The sequence below is a fragment of the Psychrobacter halodurans genome, from assembly GCF_017498075.1.
GTDB classification, from domain to species: domain Bacteria; phylum Pseudomonadota; class Gammaproteobacteria; order Pseudomonadales; family Moraxellaceae; genus Psychrobacter; species Psychrobacter celer.
The window spans coordinates 83,517-105,073 of sequence record NZ_JAGBKN010000009.1; the positions used below are offsets into that span (position 1 = coordinate 83,517).

Here is a 21,557-nt window from a genome sequence, read left to right on the forward strand (position 1 = left end):
AAAAAAACACATACCAACAAACAAACCTGAGGCTAAGGCTAAGACAAACAACGACTGACCATCATCGACCATCGGCGCGATTAACCATTACTCAAGCAATGACACAGTCATCTCTACGCTTGATTAGTAGGCTGGCTATAAAAGACAGTAGCAGCAATCTATAAGCAAAACAATCATTTATCAAAAAACACCTGTGCGCCTTGCCCATCCACCAGCTGCCGGCATAGAATGCCAGATAGCCACTCATACCACTAAGGGGTCGCTGTCTCTGCCGACTCGCTTGCTAACTGATGGACCAATTGACTAAAATGCTCACCGCGCGCGGCATAGCCGCTGTATTGATCAAAGCTGGCACACGCAGGCGACAACAGCACAGCCTGTACTTGCGAGAGACTGCTTGAGGTCACTTGCAAGATGGTGGCAAAGGCGTTTTCTAGCGTTTGGCACTGATGTAGCGTTACGTCATGACTGATCTTAGCCGCGCGCAAATGCTGCTCTATCAGCGGTGCATCTTCGCCAATAAACAAAACCTGGCTGACGTACTGATTGATAAAAGGCGTCAGCTCACCAAACGCCTGCCCCTTGCCCTGCCCGCCTAATACCAGCAGCAGCTTGCCATCTTTTGGCGCATAGACAGCGCCAAGCCCTTCGATGGCTGCTATGGTCGAGCCGATATTGGTGCCTTTTGAGTCATTAAAATAATCGATACCAGCCACGCTTGCCACATATTCACAGCGATGCTCAAGACCTGTGAACTGCTGCAAAGTCGTCAGCATACTCGCCAGCGGCAACCCCGCCAGCTCGCCTAACGCCAGCGCCGCTTGCGCGTTGAGCAAATTATGCCGACCTTTAATCAACAGTTTGTCTGCCGACAGTAGTTTTTGTGTACCACGCGCCAAATAAATCTGCCCATCGGAATCGACAATCAGCCCATATTGGTCTTTGTCAGGCGCATGAATGCCTGTACTGATTCTGGGTAAGTTATCAGCCACCAATGGTCGCGTCAACGCATCTTCGCGGTTGATGACCACTGACTTAGCGCCTTGAAAAATACGATGTTTGGCTTGATGGTAGCCGAGCATATCGCCATGACGATCGAGATGATCAGGCGACATATTGAGCACAATCGCCACTTGCGCACCCAGATTGCTGACCGTCTCTAACTGAAAGCTCGACAATTCAAGCACAGCCAGCGCCATTTCACTATTTTCTAGTAGCGTCAGCGCCGGTACGCCGATATTGCCACCGACACCGACATTGACGCCCGCATCTGCCGCCATCTGACCAACCAAAGTGGTTACCGTGCTTTTGGCATTAGAGCCAGTAATTGCGACGATAGGGACACGGCAAGCGTCACAAAACAATTGAATGTCGCTGACCACTGGGATATGGGCTTGACGCGCCGCCGCCACCGCAGGCGTGCTAAGGGCGATGCCTGGGCTGATAATGATACGCGCCGCCTGCTGCAATAGCTCGGCGTCAATCGCGCCAAACTGACGCGTCGTCACGGCCTCTGTCAGCTTCGCTGCCAACGCTGGCGCCGCTTGCGCATCGGTGACAGCGACCTGATAGCCTTGCTTGACCAAATAATGCGCCACCGACAGCCCCGACTGCCCCAAACCGACCACGACTTGTAACCCACTGCCTTTATGAAGTAAGGCTTCTGTTGTAGTGCTGGTGGTCATATCTATTCCTTCTATTAAAATTAAACAAGCAAACGATGGGTAATATGGCTAAGATACAGGATAAGACGAATAAAAGAGGCTGTATATAGTGGCTGAAACGGCTGGCATGGCATTAGCGATGCTGCTGTACCAAGCGTTAAGCGCTACCGTCAAGACAACAATCATGATAACGGTATCGTTCAGATTTCGGTACTGATTTTTTATGACTTTATGCTATTATGCGCCTGTTTTTATATTCAGGGTCTAATGCTATAATAGCCGCCCTGATCTATCAGCACAGGGTTTTTGCTAAGTCCTACTCTAAGTCTTGGGCTTGGCATTTTAGTGTAGCATGTTGTTAGTGTTTGCGTGCGATTTGCCCCTCAGTCACTTTTGATTTGCGGCGACTGTAGGCTACCTTGCTATCAAAATCAAACTACTGTGCTTGTTGGACAGCGTTTTATCACCTTCTATTGCAGCATCTCATTGCTGACTCTATACGTTATTGTAGGTGCTATTTTATATACACTACTTTAAGCACCCATTTTAAATACTATTTTTTAGGCAATCTGATAGGATTTATCATCATAGTTATTATTGATGAGTGTATTTGTGATACCCATCAATAAATCCATCGATGTGTTGATGATTGACCTCTGATAATTCAATGCCACAACATGACAAGGCGCATGTTGTGGTAAAAAAAGATGAACCGCTATTTTATAGCGACGCGATCATTTTATGGATGATTACTTTTTTTGCCTCTAACCCTATGCAGTTTACTTATGACATCTTTTATTGATAACTTACGTGACGAGTGGTTTTCCAATGTTCGTGGTGATGTGTTATCAGGTCTGGTCGTTGCCCTCGCCTTAATTCCTGAAGCCATTGCCTTTTCTATCATCGCTGGGGTCGATCCAAAGGTCGGCTTGTATGCCTCGTTTTGTATCGCGGTGGTGATCAGTTTTGTCGGTGGTCGTCCAGGTATGATTTCGGCGGCGACAGGCGCGATGGCACTGGTGATGGTCGACTTGGTCGCTGAGCATGGTTTACAGTATCTACTGGCCGCGACTTTACTGTGCGGCGGCATTCAGATTGTGATGGGTATTTTAAAGCTGGGTAATTTGATGCGCTTTGTCTCGCGCTCGGTGGTGATTGGCTTTGTCAACGCCTTGGCGATACTCATCTTTGCCGCCCAGCTCCCTGAGCTAAATCCAATGACTGAGCGCGTCGGGATGACGGTCTACCTCATGACCGCAGCGGGCCTTGCAATTATTTACTTGTTTCCGCTGATTCCGAAAATCGGACGGGTGATCCCATCGCCGCTTATCTGTATCGTGGGTCTGACGGCGGTGGCGATGTATATGAACCTTGATATTCGTAACGTCGGCAGCATGGGTGATCTGCCAGATTCGCTGCCGATGTTTTTGTTGCCAGACATCCCTCTAAACCTCAATACTTTACTGATCATCGCGCCTTACTCTATCGCGCTTGCCATCGTAGGTCTGCTAGAGTCTATGATGACGGCGACCATCGTAGATGAGCTGACAGATACGCCAAGTGATAAAAACAAAGAATGCCGTGGTCAAGGAATGGCCAACGTGGTGTCAGGTTTCTTTGGCGGTATGGCCGGCTGTGCGATGATTGGTCAGTCGATGATCAACGTCAAATCTGGCGGTCGGACGCGCTTGTCGACCTTGATTGCCGGTGTGGTGCTGCTCATCTTAGTGGTGTTTTTGAGCGACTGGGTCAGTCAAATCCCGATGGCCGCACTGGTGGCGGTGATGATTATGGTGTCGATTGGCACCTTTAATTGGCAGTCTATTCGTGAGTTTAAAACGCATCCGATGTCATTTAACATCGTCATGCTAGCCACGGTCGTGACCACAGTCTTTACGCACAATCTGGCGTACGGTGTCGGTGTCGGTGTCCTGCTCTCTGCCTTGGCCTTTGCCAATAAGATTGGTCAATTCTTAACCATCTTTAGTGAGTACGATGAGCGTAGCAACACGCGTTATTACTATGTGCAAGGGCAAGTGTTTTTTGCCTCGACCACGCAGTTTTTGCACAGCTTTGATACCAAAGAAGCCCTAGATAGTATCGAGATTGACGTCAGCCAAGCACACTTTTGGGACGTCAGCGCCGTGGACACTTTGGACAAGCTGGTCATGCGCTTGCAACGAGAAGGCATTGATGTCAAAGTGGTGGGACTCAATAATGCAAGCCGGACCCTGATTGACCGTTTTTCTATCCACGATCGCCGAGACATTGGCTTGCTGGATTAATGCATTACCAGTAAATAATTGAATATATAGTTTAATAAACAGCTGCATTGGTTGAGAGAGTTGGGCATCAGTCACATTGCCCAGCTTTTCGCCAAGCAGCTGTCTTTTTATTGTCGGAATGATGTGGTGGTCTTATGAGTAATTTAAAACCAGATAGTGTGATTGCCTGCTTGGACTGTCCTGATCACGTGCAAGCCGTGTTGGAAGCCAGTATGTGGGCAGCGACTCGTCTGCAGGCGCCTATCGGCCTCTTGCACTCGGTGCCAAGCTTGCAACAAAAAGCCGCGGTAAACTACTCTGGCTGCCTAAATATCGACGACGAAAACACCTTGCTTGAGCAATTTACCAATAAAGAACACCTAAGCAACTGTGAATTAAAAGCCCAAGGCAAGCTGCTGTTGCATCAAGCCACCACCTACTGCGAGCAGCAAAGACAAAAACTCAAAACCTATACGTTGCATCGGCACGAAAACCTCAGTGAAAGTATCGATTATGTCGATGACAAGGCGCAATTGATCGTCATCGGTCATCATGTCACTTGCAAATCAACTTTGAGCCGACTCATCAGAGTCAGTCTTTGCCCCATTTTGGTGACTCATGCACCATTTTTGCCCCCTACGACGGCGCTATTTGCCTTCGACAACAGTCCCACTTGTCATAAAATGCTCAATTGGCTCTGTAAAACGCCACTTATTCGCGCCTTAACCGTCCACATCGTGATGGTGGGCAAAGAAAACTCTGAAAACTGCGATGCGCTGCGCGAAGCTTACGCGCGCCTCAAGCAAGCGGGCATCAAGTCGAAAAAGGCGTTACTCGATTGCCGCGACGTGACAGCGGCACTCAATTATTATCAAACCGAAAATGACATTGGCCTGTTGATGTCAGGGGCGTTTGGGCAGTCGCGCTTACGTGAGCTATTGCAAGGCAGCGATACGGAAAAATTACTGGTCAGCACCCAAACCCCTTATCTGCTTTTTCCTAAAGCATAAGAGCTATCCCAAAGACTATACGCCACACCGTCTGCCGCCTGATTCTCTTATCTTACCAGCGCTGAGTAATGTGTTTATGCTCGGCGCGTTTTTTGACCTCATCCCCTATACCTCATCCCTTATATAGTGATGATAGGTATCCCTTTTCGTTTTTATTATTTATAAAAACCGCTTAGCAAATCGTCACATGAAATAAATCGATAGCCTCCCCAAGCACCTAGAAAGTTGGTTATAATAAAGTTTTCATAGGCTTAACGCCAAAGGTTGATTGACGCGGTATAACGCATGACGATGAGTATGATCGCGGCGTTATAGTGCGTGATGTGTGTCATGATACTGGTGATTTTTGTACCAATAAGCCCACTCCTACCTACCCCCTTGAGTAGGTTTGGCACAGTTCTTGAATGACCTATATCAAGCATGACCACGATGAGACGCACCACAACTTCTCTCAACCTGCGGCATCACACAAATAAGGAATTTTTTATGAAGCTAATCACTGCGATCTTAAAACCGTTTAAGCTCGATGATGTGCGTGAAGCGCTTTCTGACATCGGTGTCAAAGGCGTCACAGTCACTGAAGTTAAAGGGTTCGGTCGCCAAAAAGGCCACACAGAGCTCTATCGCGGCGCAGAATACGTGGTGGACTTTTTACCTAAAGTAAAAGTCGAAGTGGCTGTTATTGACGAAATGGTCGAGCCTGCTATCGAAGCCATCACCCGCATCGCGAGCACAGGTAAGATCGGTGACGGCAAAATCTTTGTCACAGCACTCGAACAAGTCATTCGTATTCGTACGGGCGAGACAGGTCCTGACGCTATCTAAAGCGCACGACCTACTTACAAACGCTGATTTGTAAGTCCTACCTAACGCTCTATATTGCATCAATTCAAGGGGGAATTAACATGCAAAACCAAATCTTTGAGCTTCAGTACGCACTTGATACGTTCTATTTTTTAATGTGTGGCGCGCTCGTCATGTGGATGGCAGCGGGTTTTACCATGCTAGAAGCAGGGCTGGTCCGCTCCAAAAACACCGTTGAGATTTTAACCAAAAACATCGCTCTATTCGCCACCGCCTGTACCATGTATATGATTTGCGGTTATGCCATTATGTATGGCGGCGAGTGGTTTTTGAGCGGTATCGCAGGTGGCGACGCCTTGGTCGCCGATGCGCTAGCTGCCTCTAACGAAAACGGATTTGGCGGTGACTCTGTCTACTCTGCAGCCTCTGACTTTTTCTTTCAAGTGGTGTTTGTGGCGACCTGTATGTCTATCGTCTCAGGCGCGGTGGCTGAGCGCATGAAGCTATGGTCGTTTTTGTTGTTTGCAGTGGTCATGACAGGGCTGATTTATCCATTAGAAGGCAGCTGGACATGGGGCGGCAACGATGTGTTTGGTTTATATAATCTTGGCGACTTGGGGTTCTCTGATTTTGCTGGCTCAGGTATTGTGCATATGGCAGGAGCGGCGGCGGCCTTGGCAGGCGTACTACTATTAGGTGCGCGTAAAGGCAAGTACGGACCAAAAGGTGAAATACGGGCGATACCGGGGGCCAACCTGCCATTGGCCGCCCTTGGGACTTTGATATTATGGATGGGCTGGTTTGGGTTTAATGGCGGCTCCGTCCTCAAGCTGGGCGATATCGCCAGTGCCAACTCTGTGGCCATGGTGTTTTTGAACACCAACGCCGCAGCCGCAGGCGGCGCTATCGGAGCATTGCTGCTGGCACGTTTGATCTTTGGTAAAGCGGATTTGACCATGCTCTTAAACGGCGCACTCGCTGGGCTGGTCGCCATCACTGCCGAACCATCGACCCCTTCTGCCTTACAAGCCACGCTCTTTGGGCTGATCGCTGGGGTTATCGTGGTCTTGTCTATCTTGGCACTCGATAAACTAAAAATAGATGACCCAGTGGGTGCAATATCGGTACACGGCGTCGTGGGTCTGTTTGGTTTACTTCTCGTGCCTATTACCAATCCTGCAGCGACTTTTTTGGGTCAAATTGCAGGCGCGGCGACGATCTTTGTCTGGGTGTTTGTCGCAAGCCTAATCGTTTGGGCACTGATCAAGCTGATCATAGGTCTACGCATCTCTGAAGAGGATGAATACGAAGGCGCAGATATCGCAGAGTGTGGCATGGAAGCGTATCCTGAGTTTGTGATATAAGGCACAACCTAGCGTTTCTTAATTAAGTGCCTCTTAATCCAGTGCCTCTTCATCTAGCGTACTTTCACCGACTGTATTAAAGAGATGCCCCATCAAAAATCCCGCCAGACCTCTCGGTTTGGCGGGATTTTTGTGGTCTAACGCTTAATATAATGCGTGTGGTTTATTTCTTTTTCCACTCTTGGCTACGTGAGAATGGACCGATATAGCCTTTTAGCTTTAGAGTGTTGCCATTTAAACTGGCTGTCATGCGATAGTCTTTACCCTTTTCTGGGTCAGTGATTGTACCACCGCTATATTTACCACCACCGTCAGCTTTTAGGCCTTTGATGACAGTCATGCCGACGTGTTTTTTGCCTTTGGCGGAGTTCGTTGCAATGAGCTTACCGGTCAGCACCCCGTTAGATTCGGTGATTTTTACCGTGCCTTTTGGCTTACCGTCGTCATACGTCTGCCATGTTGTATTGTGTAATGGATCAGCGGCAAACGCCATAGTCGCCATACTGATACCGGCAGCTGCTAAAGCGGTTTTTGTAAATAGTTTCATAGAGTGACTCCTTTCATACAATGATTAATCAAACAATGATTACTCGAAACGTGATGTTTCTGCTGTTCTATGCTCATCCTTTGCTAGAATCTTTTATATAAGCGCTGCGATTTTACTCATCAACGCCGCACATCGTAAGTTAGCATGTGCCGTTTGATGGTCATTATCGCGACTGCTCACAAGCTTTTGTTCAAAGATTTGAGCGACATAAGCGATGTCTTGACCCATTATAAGCAATTTTATCTGTTTGCCTAGTAATTTTTTTGTACTTTATTATTTCTGTAAAACTAAAACCATATCAAAGAGTTACAGGAAAGGGTTGTCGATATTTTTGTCCGATTGGTCATCATTTTCTTTTGACTTTGCCTCGTTATTACTATAAAGCAAACCATTATCAAAAGCTTGCATAATTTTGGTTGTCAGCTCGTGTAGCTGCTGAGCCTGATGATGCCCTGCCGCATCGAAGGTCACATCGATATCGCCATAAATCGTGATTTTGTCCTGCTGATTTTCGATGACCAGCTCTCCAATTTGCATGCTTTGGTGGTTATTGGCAAAGGGTTCAATCATTTTGTCATCCTTTTTATAGTAATTCAATCATGCATATCAGCACATTGAGATGTCACTAAAAGCGCGTTAAGCCTGTAATTGAGTCAGTAACCACTCAATAATGGCCAAAACAAACAGCAGCCATGTCGGTTCCTCTACTGGCTGATCAGGCAAGTCGGCGCTCTCACCTGCCTTTAGTGGCAGTGCAAACGCTTGCGCTTTGGTCTGGCGATCGAGCACCGGCAAAACATCAATACCGACTTTAGCCGTTAGCTCATCTACACTAATGACCTCTATGCGCTCTGACTCATCATTGGGCGCGTAATACACCCCTGCTTGATTGGTCGCTGGAATATAGACGGCCTTAAAAAAATGACTGGGTACCAATACGCGCTTGGCAAGTTGTTTGGTCTTTTTGCCTGTAAAAGCCACGCCCGTGATGGTATAGACTTCGCCATACTGCTGGGTTAAGTAGCGGGTAGCAGACTCGATATTACGCCAGATATAGCGATTGTTGCGCGGTGACTGCGGGGCAATATTCGCCAGACTAAAACTGTCGTATTGCTGGCTGCGATTGGCCATATTGGCATTGGGCGCTAGATGCCCACGATCATAGCCTGAGCCTGAATAATCAGACAACGAGGCACGCATGGACTTAGGTAGACGGCTCTCCTCATGAAAGCTGTCTTCGCGGTCGATGGTTTTTGCTTGCTGCAAGCGGCGGCGGTCTAGATGCTCAGCTGACCACAATGGTGTCCGTGACACGCCCGAGTACATAACGGCAAACCCGTCCATACACAAGGCTTGAGTATTCTTATCAAGCTTGGTATTGGTAAACTCTGGATAAACCCCGCCATAAAAAGATTGACTACACTGAGTAAGATCATCTGCCTGCGCTGATGATAGCCCTACTACAATAGCAAATACCGCCATTATGCTGTTGTTCAAAACACCTTGATACCCACCAACTCTTATCATGCAACTCTCAATCGTCAATACTTATTGTTTCGTATGTGTATCCTAGCAGGCGTCCATCAATAAAGAAAGATAAGGCGTAAGTGGTGACATTTTAAATGGTATCCGCTATACTTAGCCAGTCAAAAATCAGTATCGTGCAAATGCGGTCTGTCTAAACGGTGAAGTGGGTGAGTGGCTGAAACCGCACGCCTGGAAAGTGTGTATACGTTCATAGCGTATCGAGGGTTCGAATCCCTCCTTCACCGCCAATCTTATAAAAAGCTAGTTTTCCTACCTTGTCCTAAACACTCCCATATACCTCTGTAATCCTTTATAAATAACGCGTCTAGCGTTATTTTTATACCTACTATTTCCCCAATCCCACCCAACGTGACCCACCTATCACGTCGCTTGTGTTGGTCTATAGTGAATTCAGTATAGTAAAAGACACAGTGGGACGGGGATAAATTTTTCGCAGCCTCTGTCTGCGTAGGCACAGCACGTAAGGAAAATTTAGACCAGTTCCACCTTGATATATAATGTATCTGTTTTATTTAGGATCGATTATATAACTTCATTCGTCTGCAAATTGAAAATACACTTACCGCAATACGCAATATATACTCTAAATACTACCTTCTTATTTTCACCACTACGTAACAACCTTTCATGACTTTGCTAAAGCTCACTTTTTTAAAAAAATTCTGAACATACATAATTTAACCTGCTATATCTAACATTAAGTCAAATTAAGACATAGTCAAATAGCGGGTTTATATCCCGATATTAACAGCGCTAATTCCTTTGTTCGACTGCAATTTGTCTCATTTTTATCACCGTTTTTGACATGCAGACACGTCCTAATGACTTTACCAATCAATACGGTCAAAGTTTTACAGTACGCTATAATTAGTCAGTACTGTGCGATACATCAATAAAAACAATAACACTGGATTGCCTTATGCTGTTAGACATCCTGCTCACCATCCACTTTATCTTACTGGTGCTCATCTCTTTACGAGTATTGTCGCGCCATGATCTGAGCGCCCCTGCTCGGCTGGCTTGGATTGTCATTCTATTTATCTTGCCTTATCTGGGGGTGGTGGTTTACTGGATGTTTGGTGAGGTACATCTGGGCCGCAACTTTGCCCGCGAGCGTGAGCAAGTCATCGATAGATTGAGCGCATATCGCCCCGATGTGCTGGGCAGTGAGGCGGCCTTGACACAGGCTGTCAAACCAGGGTACCACGCAGCCTTTGCCTACTCTGCCAATGCCACAGGCTTTCGTACGACGGTGGGCAACCGTGCCGAGCTGATGGCCGATGCCAATGAGACGCGTAGACGCATGATTGCTGATTTTGATGCGGCGACCGATCATATTCATGTGCTGTATTATATTTGGCTGATTGATGGCATGGGTATCGACACTGCCCAAGCATTGATACGAGCGGCAAAGCGCGGGGTGACATGCCGCGCGATGGTCGATGGCATGGGCTCACGTAAGATGGTGCGCTCACAGATATGGCAAGAAATGAAAGACGCTGGCGTACACGTTAGCGTGGCATTACCGATTAACAACTTCTTAAAGGTAATGATGTTTAGTCGGATCGACTTGCGCAATCACCGCAAAATCACGGTGATTGATGGCAAGATTGGCTACTCTGGCAGTCGCAACTGCGCCGACCCTGAGTTTCGGGTAAAGCCCAAGTTTGCGCCGTGGGTAGATATCATGATGCGTGTTGAGGGGCCAGTTGTGGCACAAAACCAGATGCTATTTGCCAGTGACTGGCTCAGCGAAAACCCTTCTACCCCGCTTGAGAGCTTTCCTTTTTTTACCCAGCCTGCGACCGCCTTGGATGACGGTGCTGAGACAACGTCTGAGATACAAGCAACCAACACCTTTGCCGCGCAAGTCTTCTCCGATGGGCCGACCCAACGTCACGGCACCACGCCGCAGTTTTTGGGCGCGTTAATCAGCCAAGCCCAGCATACTCTTATCATCTCGACGCCCTACTTTGTACCGGACTACTCGTTGGTCAATGTGTTGTGTGCCACCGCCTACCGCGGTGTAGACGTGACGATGATTTTCCCAAAGCACAACGACTCTATCGTGGTGGCAGCCACCAGCCACAGCTACTACTGGCAATTGCTCGAATCTGGGGTAAAGATATATGAGTACAAACCCGGCCTACTACACGCCAAGACCCTAACCGTCGATGGCGAAATCAGCCTGATTGGCTCAACCAATTTGGACTTACGTAGTTTTGATTTAAACTATGAAAACAACATCGTTTTTAGTGATAGAGCGCTCACCGCTGATATCGTCGCACGCCAACACCAGTATATCGCGGACTCAGATGAGGTGACCCGTGAGCAGGTGGAAAACTGGCCACTGCCTTATAGAATTTGGAACAATATCGTCGCGACCATGGGGCCTATTTTATAAATGGTCAGTTATATGGCTAAATGGCTCTCGATTGAATTGAGGACACGCCCTAATACCGATTCTGTTAATAAGGATGCAGGCAGGCTCAATTCATCTACAGATTGCACTATGTACCCGCATGCTTTTGCAAAACATACACCACAAACCTGGCCTCTGTATTAAATGGCGCATGCTCGCTAAGCTCCAGTAACGCTTGGCGTTTTTCTGCGCGGGCGCGATAAGCATACGGGGTCATGGTCATCAAATCTGCCAAATCATTTGCCGCTAATGACAGCTCGGTACTGACGTGATGCGTCGCAAGCAGGGTAAAGTGCGGGGCTAATTCGTGCAAAAACTTATCAGAATCATGCTCGCGCACACTATCAAACAACGCCTCACGCATCGATGCAAGATGCTGACTATCGGGTTTGGCAATGATGAGATAGCCTGTGTCACACAACACTTTGGCAAAAGCCTCGGGCAAGATAGGACTAAAGATGCTACTGATACCCGTCACACTACGGGCGCGTAGCGGCAGATGGGCGGCGCTGGTCACTAGTGGATATACCGCCGTCTGAGTCGCGTCCTCTTTGGGCTGCTGATACCACAGCTGCCCTGCCGCTTTGCTTGCTTTGGCGAGAGTAGAAACGGCAGGCTTACTGATGTCAGCCGCTATCAGCGATGCTATACCGTCTATCTGCGCCATTGCTTGGGTATAATAGCCTTCACCGCAACCGACATCCAGCCAATTTGCGGCAGTATCACTCTGCCCGAGTAGCGGCCTCATTTGCTGCTCAAGCAAAGCCTGTAATGGCTGGTAATGTCCTGCGGCCAAAAACCGCTGCCGCGCTTCGATAGAGGCTTGGCTATCTCCTGGCGCTTTGGATTTTTTTTGTTGTACTGGTAATAAATTGACATAGCCTTGACGCGCCACATCAAAAGGGTGCTTGGTCTGCTTTGGATGCAAGCTGCCATCACAGCGCCACGTATCGGCGGCAGGCTGCATGGGTGACTGGCAAAGGGGACAAATAAATAACGACACAGGTTTCTCAAAATCAGTCAAATATGGCCGTCATTTTAGCAAAGTTTGCTTCAGCTGCGGCATAAAACCCCTCACTTAACAATAAGAGACAGAACCAAAAAAGCCACCTCAAACACGATGAGATGGCTTTTGCAGAGCGCTGAACCAAAAGACTCAGTTTGCTAAAACACCAACTTGTTAAAGCACCAGTTTGTTAGAAAATAGTTAGCGCAGTTTTAGCGTCATTAGCCCTAAGATTACAAGGATAATGGCAATAATCCAAAAGCGTGCTACCACTTGTGTTTCTTTCCAGCCAATCTCTTCAAAATGATGATGCAGCGGCGCCATACGAAAGACGCGTTTTTTGCGTAGCTTGTACGAGCCAACCTGTAGCATCACCGACAGCGCTTCTGCGACAAACAAGCCACCCATAATGGCAAAGGCAATCTCTTGACGAGTCATGACCGCGATGGTACCGAGCATCGCGCCCAGTGCCAGTGCTCCGACATCACCCATAAATACTTGGGCTGGATGGGCGTTAAACCACAAAAAGCCCAAGCCTGCCCCAATCATCGAACCACAGACAATGATGACCTCAGAGTTATAAGCGATATAAGGCACATGCAAGTAGTCAGCAAAACGCACATCACCTGAGACATAAGCCATCGCGCCCAAACCTGCCGCCACCAGTACCACCGGCAAGATGGCCAAACCATCCAAACCATCGGTTAAGTTGACGGCATTAGAAGCGCCATTAATCACAAAATAGGTAAAGATAATAAACCCAATACCAAAAGGTAGCGCGGAGAAAGGAACGATCCAGTTTTTAAAGACAGGCAGTAGTAAATCCTGCATCTCGCGGGTGGTCGCCATATCTGGCTGCAGCGTGGCGATATAGTACAGTGACACCCCAACAAATAACGCGCCCATCGACAGCCAAAAGTACTTTTTGCGAGCGATTAGGCCTTTGGGGTCTTTATACTTAATCTTTAGCCAGTCATCAGCCCAGCCAACCGCACCAAACACCACCATCACCACCAGCAAAATCCACACATAAGGATTGTCTAAGCGCGCCCATAGCAAGGTCGACACCCCGATAGCACTGAGTATCAAGACGCCGCCCATGGTCGGGGTGCCCGTCTTGGCCAAATGCGACTGCGGTCCATCATTACGGATGGCCTGCCCATATTTGAGCGCACGCAAGTGGCGAATGACGCGGCCACCAAACATCATGCTAAAGACTAAAGCGGTAATGACCGCCAATAACGCGCGTAGCGTCAATGAAGAAACCGCAGAAAACGGTGTATAATACTGGCCAAGCCAGCCAAACAACCAAACTAACACCGCCTACTCCTCGACTAGCGCATTGATAAGGGTTTCCATTTGCATGGCACGTGAGCCTTTGAACAGCACAGTACAAGGCTTAGCCTGCTGCGCTTGCAAATACGGCTGTAAATACGCCAAAAGACTGTCTTTATCCGCAAACGCATGCGCACTGATATCAGAGATTTCTTGCGCACCTGCTACGGTATACGGCGCATACTCACCGACGCACAGCAGCACGTTGATACCAGTGGTGGCAATGGTACGACCCAAGCTTTGATGCTCGCTCACTGCCGCGTCACCCAGCTCAGCGATATCGCCCAACACCATCACTTGCGTGCCTGTTTGCGCCGCCAGCACCTTGGCCGCTGCACGCACGGAATGCGGATTGGCATTATACGTGTCATCGATCAGGCGATGCATCCCCAGTATCTGGCTATTGAGACGACCTTTGGCGGGGCGGGCGTTTTCAAGCCCGACGACGATATCACTGATGTCTATATTTAGCGCATGGGCACAAGCAGCAGCCGCCAACGCATTATTGACATTATGCTCGCCTGCTAAAGGCAAATTAATATCATGGACTTGATTACCAATATGCAGCTTGAACTCACTACGCTCAGGCTCGACATCCAAGTGACTGGCACTGACATCGGTATTGCCAAAACCAATCACATGTGAGGTATGTTTTTCGGCGATACGGCGCAGTTGATTGGTAAAGTCGTCTTTGTCAGGAACAATAGCAAACTGAGTATCGGTTAATGTATGGTAAATCTCCGACTTGGTTTGACAGATGCCTTCACGGCTACCGAATTCACCCAAATGCGCGGTACCAATATTGAGGATACAAGCCACATCCGGTTGGACGATTTCTGCCGTGTAAGCAATCTCGCCGATATGGTTGGCGCCCAGCTCTAAGATGGCATAGCGATGATGGTCGGACAACTCGAGCATCATCATCGGTACGCCCAAATCGTTGTTTAGGTTGCCACGGGTGATCAGGGTTGGTGCTAAACGACCAAAGATACTACCAAGCATCTCTTTGCAGGTGGTTTTACCGCTTGAGCCGGTGATAGCAATCACAGTCAAGTCTTGATGCTGCTGACGACGATAAGCGGCCAGCTGCCCCAAAGCCAGACGCGTATCACTCACGACCAACTGCGGGATGCTCGTCGAGATGGGACGTGAGACGATAGCAGCGACAGCACCTTGGGCAGCGGCTTGATTGATATAGTCATGACCATCAAAATTGGCACCGCTTAGCGCCAAAAAGATATCGCCGCTCTTTATCGTGCGGGTATCGGTGGCGATACGGTTGCTGGTGACCGCGTTGTTGGCAAGCTCAGTTTGTCCTGCATTGCTTTGCTCTGCATTATTCTGTTCTGCTGCTAGCTGCCAATGCCCATCCAGCGAGGCTGTCGCAGCGAGCAGATTATCTACCTGCCAGACATAGAGACCTTGCGACTGAATGGTATTGTCGTTGTCGGCTGTCATAATGATTACCTTGTATGATGACTACTTAATTTTTATAAATACTGTTTGTTACGCTTAACATGATTTGATGAGCGCGCTTAAATAATGACGCAAACCTCAACTATCACGATACTGCAAACCCATCGCCTATCTGCGCCCAGCCTTTTGTAAGGCTTGTTGCAAGACCACACTGTCATCAAAATCATAACGGACATGATTGATCTCTTGATAGGTCTCATGACCTTTGCCAGCGATGACGACGATATCATTGGGCGCTGCTTGCATGACAGCATACTCAATCGCCGCTTGCCGTGCAGGCTCGATATGGGTGCGCTGATACTGCGCGGTGCTCATGCCCGCTTGCATATCTTGCAAGATGGCCTCTGGGTCTTCGGTGCGCGGATTATCCGCGGTCAATATAACCCTGTCCGCGCCCGCCAGTCCTGCCTGCGCCATCAGCGGACGCTTGCCCGCGTCACGGTCTCCGCCGCAGCCAAACACCGCCCACAGCTGCCCCTCACAGTGGGTGCGCAAACTGGCCAGCACCTGACTGAGCGCATCAGGGGTATGCGCATAATCAACGATAAAGCAGCCATCACGCGATGCGACGCGCTGCATACGTCCTACCGCGCCTTGTAACTGCGGGACGAGCTTAGCGATACGCTCAAGACTCATGCCCAACGCGGCGGCAGCGGCAATGGCAGCCAGCAAATTGGCGACATTAAAACGCCCGAGCAAAGGACTAACGATATTTATGCGATGGCCCTCTTTATGGCCAGGGTCTGTATCACCAGTTCCTTTATCGGCGGTATCTCCACCGGCGAAGTCTGTCTGCAGTGTAATTTCCACCCCTTCTAAGCTTGGGGTAATATCGGTGGCAACAAAAGTCGCAGGCTTTGAGGCATCTAGACTATACGTCCATACCGTCAAACCACTGGCATGCGCCATATCTAGCATGACTTGCGCGTACTCATCATCGATATTAATGATAGCGTGCGTCAAGGAAGGAAAATGCGTTTTGTCAAAGAGCCTAGCTTTTGCCGCGGCATACGCTGCCATATCGGCATGGTAATCTAAATGATCGCGGCTTAAGTTGGTATAAATCGCAACAGATATCGGTACGCCTTGTAGACGCTGCTGATCAAGACCGTGCGAGCTGGCTTCTAACGCCAATATTTCTGCCTTCTCAAGCGCCATTTGATACACAAACTGCTGCACGTCAAGAGCGTCGCCCGTGGTATGGCTAGCCTGTACCAAAGCGCCCAGTCGACCGTTACCCGCGGTCCCCATCACAGCGCTGCTCATGCCAGTCAGCTGCGTCAACTGCGCTACTAGCTGGCTGATGGTAGTTTTGCCATTGGTGCCTGTCACTGCAACCACCGTGGGTAACCGGCTAGGCTGCTGGTACTGCAAACGCGCCTGAATGAGACTGCCCAAAAAATCACGAATATGCGGCGTGTATATCAAAGGACAAGACAACATATCTTCTGGCAACTGTCCATCATCAAACAAGTCGCTTGGGTCAATCTCCGAGAGAATAAAAGCCGCCTGTGATGCGGCTTGTAGCAGATAGTCGCGGCTTTTTTGACAGTGGCCTGCCTGGCTTTTTAGCAGGACAAACACATCGTGTGCCGCAACGTGGCGGCTATCCAACCGAATCTGTGCAAATGGTATATGCGCGACTGAGATGCCCTCACTGGTATTGTCTGCAGCAGCGAGCAGCGCGGTGAGCGATGGCTGTAGCAAAGAATGCTGACGATCGCCGCGCGCTAAAAGCTGCTGCAAGGTAACCGCAGCGGTGCTGGGCGATGAGGTAAGCGTGGTCATGGGCAAATCCTAAACGGTGAACACAAATCAGCGGCTGGCGCTGGATACTGACCGACATCAGTCGTCGTGTTTGTGTGGCAAGATACTTATGGCTCTTCGGTTTTTAGCGGTTTATCTAAAGGCACATTATACAAACGCAGCGCCTCTTTCATGACATTATGAAAGACAGGAGCGACAGTCAGACCCGCATAAATCTGCGCGCGTGGGTCTTCGATGAGCATCACGCCCACCAGCCTTGGGTTTGATGCTGGTGCCATACCCGCAAAGACGTTGCGATACTGGTCAGTATAGTAGCCACCTTTGGGGTTGATACGGCGCGACGTTCCTGTTTTACCCGCCACACGGTAGCCGTCAATGGCCGCGCCTTTCGCGGTACCACCCGGCTCGGTGACGCTCTCCATCATCTGCACGATAGACATCGCCTGCTCGTGCGCCATAATGCGTTTGCTTGGCTGCGGTTTGTCGTCTTTGATCAATGTCAGCGGATGCATGACACCGCCTGCGGCCAGCGCCGAATAGGCCTGTGCGACCTGCGCAAGTGTCACCTGCAGACCATAACCATAACTGACGGTGGCGCGGCGCGAGGTTTCTTTTTCTTTTGGCGTGACCACCAGACCACTACCCTCACCAGGGAACTGTAATGGGGTTTTTTTACCAAAGCCAAACTGCTTTTGCATATTGGTAATGGCATCAGGCGGCAGGGACAATGCAATCTTGGTCGAGGCGACGTTACTCGATTTTTGTAGTAGCGTGCCCATGTTGATCATGCCGAGATTACGGTGATCGCGAATGGTATAACCACGGACACGGATAGAGCCTGGATTGGTATCAATCAATGATGTCGCGGTATATTTACCCGAGTCTAACGCCGCAGCCACAGTAAATGGCTTCATCACTGAGCCTGGCTCAAAGACGTCTAACAGCGCACGGTTTCGCTGGTTTTCACCGGTCATCTCATTGAGGTTATTGGAATTAAATGACGGCCAGGTCGAGAGGGCGAGCACCTCGCCTGTCTGTACATCGACGACCATACCTGTCGACCAGCGCGCCCGCTGTAGGCGTCCTGCTTTTTCTAACTCTTTATAAAGCAGATACTGCAGACGCGAGTCAATCGTCAGCGCCACATCTTTGCCCGGTATCTCAGGCTCGACTTGCTTGATTTCTTTTAGGCTGTTTTGTTTGGCATCTTTTAGCACCAGTACCTTGCCATCTTTGCCCGCCAGCTCCTTTTCGTACTGACGTTCGATACCCGCACGCCCTTCATAGCCGCCCTCAGGATCATTGGCGTTTTGTCCCATAAAGCCGAGCAATTGCGAGTTGGGCTGAGGCTGCGGGTAATAACGCTGAAAGAAGTTTTTTTCATACACCCCAGGGAAATCTAAAGAGCTGACACTTTGGGCAATCTCTGGCGTGACTTTATTAAGAAGCGGTAAGTAGTGCGAGCCTGCGCCTGATGGCAACGCTGCTTTTACTGCTTCCTCGTCGGTGACATCGATGCTGTCATCGATCGCGGTGACTCGTTTTAGCTCACTGACTGAGATATTGGCGGCAGCGGCCAAGGTCGTCAAATCCATAGCATCCAAGCGTTTTTGCATGCGCGCTCGTAGCTGCGGACTGTCAGGGTTGGTCAAAATGATGCGTTTTAGCTCATAGTATTCACGCGCATAGTCATGCGGACTAAAGGACACTGTCGCCAGCGGCGCACTCACTGCCAGTGGCAGTTTGTTGCGATCGGTAATCATACCGCGATAAGATGTTTGTGTGCGTACGCTGGTGATCAGCTCATTGCCCTTATCTTGATAAAACTGGGCATTGGCGACTTGAATGTAGTAAGCACGGCCTATCAGTGCGACCAATATGGCAAGCGCCAATCCCCAAACCGTCCAAAATCGCGCTTTGTCTTGCTCAAAACCGCCCCGTGAGGACGCCCCTGATGCTTTATTTAAAAACGCGGTTTTACGGTTTTTGACACTGGTATAAGCACCTTGATTGTCATTCTTTTTTAGTCGCCCAAACAGCTTGGCCTTACGGCTATCTGCCGCACTACTATCAGTTTTTTTATTTTTTTGTCCTGAATTGGCCGCACTGACACGGCGCAGCGGCTTGGTGACTTTGCCACTGGTGGGTTTTTTGCTGTTGTTTTTTGCTGTTGACTTACCGGTCTTGGCTTTGGATTTTTTTTCACTCATCGCCCAGCCTCCGCCGCATTGGTATTAATTGATGTAGCTCTAGGCGGCGCGTCAATCGACAAATCGGTACTGACAACCTCTTGTATGACATCACTGTCATTGGCGGTGATATCTGCCTCGCTAGAGGCGGCTGGCGCCAGTGCCGTAGGAGCGCCTGGCTGAATAATCAACTTGTCTTTGAGGGTTGGAGAATACATGCCAAGCTCGGCCACAGCGCGGCTGGCAATTTGCGGCGTGGCGCTAAAGGTTTGCTGCTCGATAAGCAACCGCTGATGCTCTACTTGTAGCTTGCGCTGTTGTTTTTTCATGTCTTGCAAGGTTTTATAGTCCTGATGGTATTGCTGGACGCCTTCAGCGGTCTTGATACCGCTCCAGATGATTGCCGCCGCCAGCAATAATAAAATCGCCACATAAATGCTGACCACATTAAACCGGCGCACAAACAGCTCGCCGATATCGACATTAGGAGGGGTGCCGGCGCGGCGAGTAGGTTTGTCAGATATTGCCATGACGCTCTCAAAAAGTGGACTTCAAATATAAAATCGGCGACGGTTTTAAATGGTTTTTATGCGCAAATGTCTCTATCAGACACTCAGGCCGCATCGGTGACATAAAACCAAATATCACTGTCATGCGCGCTACAAACAAAAAACCAACTGCTGAGCCTAGCAGGTAATATTTACAGCTTTTTAACACTAGCGTAGCCATTCGCACATTTTTATCTTATTTAGACAAACAACAGCAAAGCGATATGACTACTCTTAAACCGCTTCACTGACAATGTAGCTAATCTTGGCTTGCCGCCTGTTGATACTCAACATCGCTGCGCGTGGCCAGTCGCAACCAAGCACTGCGCGCGCGCGGGTTGCCGCTGATCTCGCTCTTGCTAGGCCCCACCCGTTTTGGCTTACCAAAATAGCGCGGACGTTTGGGTGGCATCGGCAGATTATCATCCTCTGGATATTGCCCTTTGCTATGGCGCTGCAAAAACTGCTTGATTCGGCGGTCCTCTAAGGAGTGAAAGCTAATCACTGCCAGCTGACCACCTGCTTTTAAAATCGGAATGCTTTGCGCCAAAAAGTCATCGACATCGCCAAGCTCGTTATTGATAAAAATACGCATGGCCTGAAAGCTTTGGGTCGCTGGATGCTTGCCGCGCTGCCAGTTGGGGTGCGCCGTTTTGATCACCTCTGCCAGCTCAAGCGTGGACTCATAGCTGTCCATCTGCTTGATGGCGCGCGCGATACGGCGACTGTGGCGCTCTTCGCCGAACTCGTAAAGCACATTGGCCAAGGTTTCGTCATCGACCTGCTCGAGCCATTCGGCCACCGACTGGCCACGACTGGTATCCATACGCATATCGACCGCCCCATCACGCATAAAACTAAAACCGCGGCTACCATCATCAATCTGCGGCGATGAGATGCCCAAATCTGCCATCAAGCCATCCACCTGATCGATACCCAGCGCCGCTAGGCTGTCCGTCAATGTCGCAAAACTATCATGCACCACTTTGACACGGCTGTCACTAGCGGCCAGCTCTTGCGCCACAGCAATTGCTGTCGGGTCTTTATCAAACACCACCAGCGTCGCGTCGTCGCTCAGATGACTCAATAATAAACGGCTATGACCGCCACGCCCAAAGGTAGCATCGACGTAGATACCGCTCATTTGCAAGCTGGGTTGTGGGGCGTCATCTGTGCATTTGGGAAGAGATTTGACGCCCAGTACCGCCGCCACCGTCTCTTGCAATAGCACGGCATCATGGACAAAGCGCTGCTCGCTGGACGCCGCGCACACAGACGCTCCCTCACGGATGGGCTGCGCAGTATCAGAGGTTACAGCAGATAAATCAGCCGCCGACTTGGCAGGGTCAGTGGCCAAAGAAGGGCTTTGTTTGCAAGTGGACGTACTGTTTTGCTTATTATTTGGCTTATCATTCAATGTGGACACAAACGACTCAGTAGATGATGGCCATATCGGCCGGTAATAGTAAAAAATCAGATGAAAATAAACAAGTTATGTCTTGCTTGACCTTATTATCGCAAGGATACACGGTGAGTCAAGCACTAGACAGGCTTTTCATTAAAAATATCGCAGCTGTCTGTTATACTAGCGCTATATTTTACGCTATTTTTTG

At 49.2% G+C, this 21,557-nt stretch carries 16 protein-coding genes and 1 tRNA gene; 6 read left to right on the forward strand and 11 right to left on the reverse strand.

Features of this window, described 5'->3' with window-relative positions:
• Positions 1-251: 251 nt before the first annotated feature.
• The gene (gene murD, locus J3491_RS05995) at positions 252-1,685 is read right to left on the reverse strand and encodes a UDP-N-acetylmuramoyl-L-alanine--D-glutamate ligase (RefSeq protein WP_207969509.1); all 1,434 of its coding nucleotides are present in this window, start codon (positions 1,683-1,685) and stop codon (positions 252-254) included.
• A 764-nt stretch (positions 1,686-2,449) separates the two neighbouring features.
• Between murD and J3491_RS06000 the strand changes: the two genes are divergently transcribed.
• From J3491_RS06000 to J3491_RS06015, 4 genes are all read left to right on the forward strand, one after another.
• Positions 2,450-3,949, forward strand: a complete 1,500-nt coding sequence (locus J3491_RS06000; RefSeq protein ID WP_207969510.1) for a SulP family inorganic anion transporter — start codon at positions 2,450-2,452, stop codon at positions 3,947-3,949.
• Positions 3,950-4,083: 134 nt separating this feature from the next.
• Positions 4,084-4,938 carry a universal stress protein gene (locus J3491_RS06005; protein ID WP_075101867.1) on the forward strand — a complete coding sequence of 285 codons (855 nt, stop codon included), beginning with the start codon at positions 4,084-4,086 and terminating at the stop codon, positions 4,936-4,938.
• A gap of 486 nt (positions 4,939-5,424) precedes the next feature.
• Positions 5,425-5,763 (forward strand): P-II family nitrogen regulator, encoded by a 339-nt coding sequence (locus J3491_RS06010; RefSeq protein ID WP_010197981.1) that lies wholly within the window; start codon positions 5,425-5,427, stop codon positions 5,761-5,763.
• 80 nt (positions 5,764-5,843) lie between these two features.
• Complete coding sequence (locus J3491_RS06015) at positions 5,844-7,106, forward strand: ammonium transporter (RefSeq protein ID WP_207969511.1); 1,263 nt, start codon at positions 5,844-5,846, stop codon at positions 7,104-7,106.
• A 163-nt stretch (positions 7,107-7,269) separates the two neighbouring features.
• Here the strand turns inward: J3491_RS06015 and J3491_RS06020 are convergent, their stop codons facing one another.
• The 3 genes from J3491_RS06020 to J3491_RS06030 all read right to left on the reverse strand — a co-directional run bounded on the left by J3491_RS06020 (position 7,270) and on the right by J3491_RS06030 (position 9,150).
• Entirely contained in the window at positions 7,270-7,653 is a 384-nt protein-coding gene (locus J3491_RS06020; protein WP_075101865.1) for a DUF2147 domain-containing protein, read from the reverse strand.
• Positions 7,654-7,959: 306 nt separating this feature from the next.
• Entirely contained in the window at positions 7,960-8,223 is a 264-nt protein-coding gene (locus tag J3491_RS06025; RefSeq protein ID WP_207969512.1) for a hypothetical protein, read from the reverse strand.
• A 66-nt stretch (positions 8,224-8,289) separates the two neighbouring features.
• Entirely contained in the window at positions 8,290-9,150 is an 861-nt protein-coding gene (locus J3491_RS06030) for a DNA/RNA non-specific endonuclease (RefSeq protein ID WP_243456168.1), read from the reverse strand.
• Between the two features lie 187 nt (positions 9,151-9,337).
• On the opposite strand from J3491_RS06030, the gene J3491_RS06035 reads away from it, so the two are divergent.
• Positions 9,338-9,428 (forward strand) — tRNA-Ser (locus J3491_RS06035).
• A gap of 692 nt (positions 9,429-10,120) precedes the next feature.
• Positions 10,121-11,605 (forward strand): cardiolipin synthase, encoded by a 1,485-nt coding sequence (gene cls, locus J3491_RS06040; protein WP_207969514.1) that lies wholly within the window; start codon positions 10,121-10,123, stop codon positions 11,603-11,605.
• A gap of 106 nt (positions 11,606-11,711) precedes the next feature.
• Here cls and J3491_RS06045 read toward each other — a convergent pair whose 3' ends face one another.
• From J3491_RS06045 to rsmH, 7 genes are all read right to left on the reverse strand, one after another.
• A complete protein-coding gene (locus tag J3491_RS06045; RefSeq protein WP_341534380.1) occupies positions 11,712-12,647 on the reverse strand; it encodes a putative RNA methyltransferase in 936 nt (311 codons plus the stop codon).
• A gap of 183 nt (positions 12,648-12,830) precedes the next feature.
• Positions 12,831-13,949, reverse strand: coding sequence for a phospho-N-acetylmuramoyl-pentapeptide-transferase (gene mraY / locus J3491_RS06050; protein WP_075102493.1), 1,119 nt, complete (start codon positions 13,947-13,949; stop codon positions 12,831-12,833).
• A gap of 3 nt (positions 13,950-13,952) precedes the next feature.
• Positions 13,953-15,422: a UDP-N-acetylmuramoyl-tripeptide--D-alanyl-D-alanine ligase gene (locus tag J3491_RS06055; protein WP_207969515.1), complete on the reverse strand. Its 1,470-nt coding sequence runs from the start codon at positions 15,420-15,422 to the stop codon at positions 13,953-13,955.
• A 126-nt stretch (positions 15,423-15,548) separates the two neighbouring features.
• Positions 15,549-17,228: a UDP-N-acetylmuramoyl-L-alanyl-D-glutamate--2,6-diaminopimelate ligase gene (locus J3491_RS06060; protein ID WP_207969516.1), complete on the reverse strand. Its 1,680-nt coding sequence runs from the start codon at positions 17,226-17,228 to the stop codon at positions 15,549-15,551.
• Between the two features lie 86 nt (positions 17,229-17,314).
• Positions 17,315-19,417 (reverse strand): peptidoglycan D,D-transpeptidase FtsI family protein, encoded by a 2,103-nt coding sequence (locus J3491_RS06065; RefSeq protein ID WP_075102490.1) that lies wholly within the window; start codon positions 19,415-19,417, stop codon positions 17,315-17,317.
• Positions 19,414-19,926 (reverse strand): cell division protein FtsL, encoded by a 513-nt coding sequence (gene ftsL, locus J3491_RS06070; protein ID WP_075102489.1) that lies wholly within the window; start codon positions 19,924-19,926, stop codon positions 19,414-19,416. Before ftsL ends, J3491_RS06065 begins: the two co-directional genes overlap by 4 nt.
• 277 nt (positions 19,927-20,203) lie before the next feature.
• Positions 20,204-21,217: a 16S rRNA (cytosine(1402)-N(4))-methyltransferase RsmH gene (gene rsmH, locus J3491_RS06075; protein ID WP_207969521.1), complete on the reverse strand. Its 1,014-nt coding sequence runs from the start codon at positions 21,215-21,217 to the stop codon at positions 20,204-20,206.
• Positions 21,218-21,557: the final 340 nt, after the last annotated feature.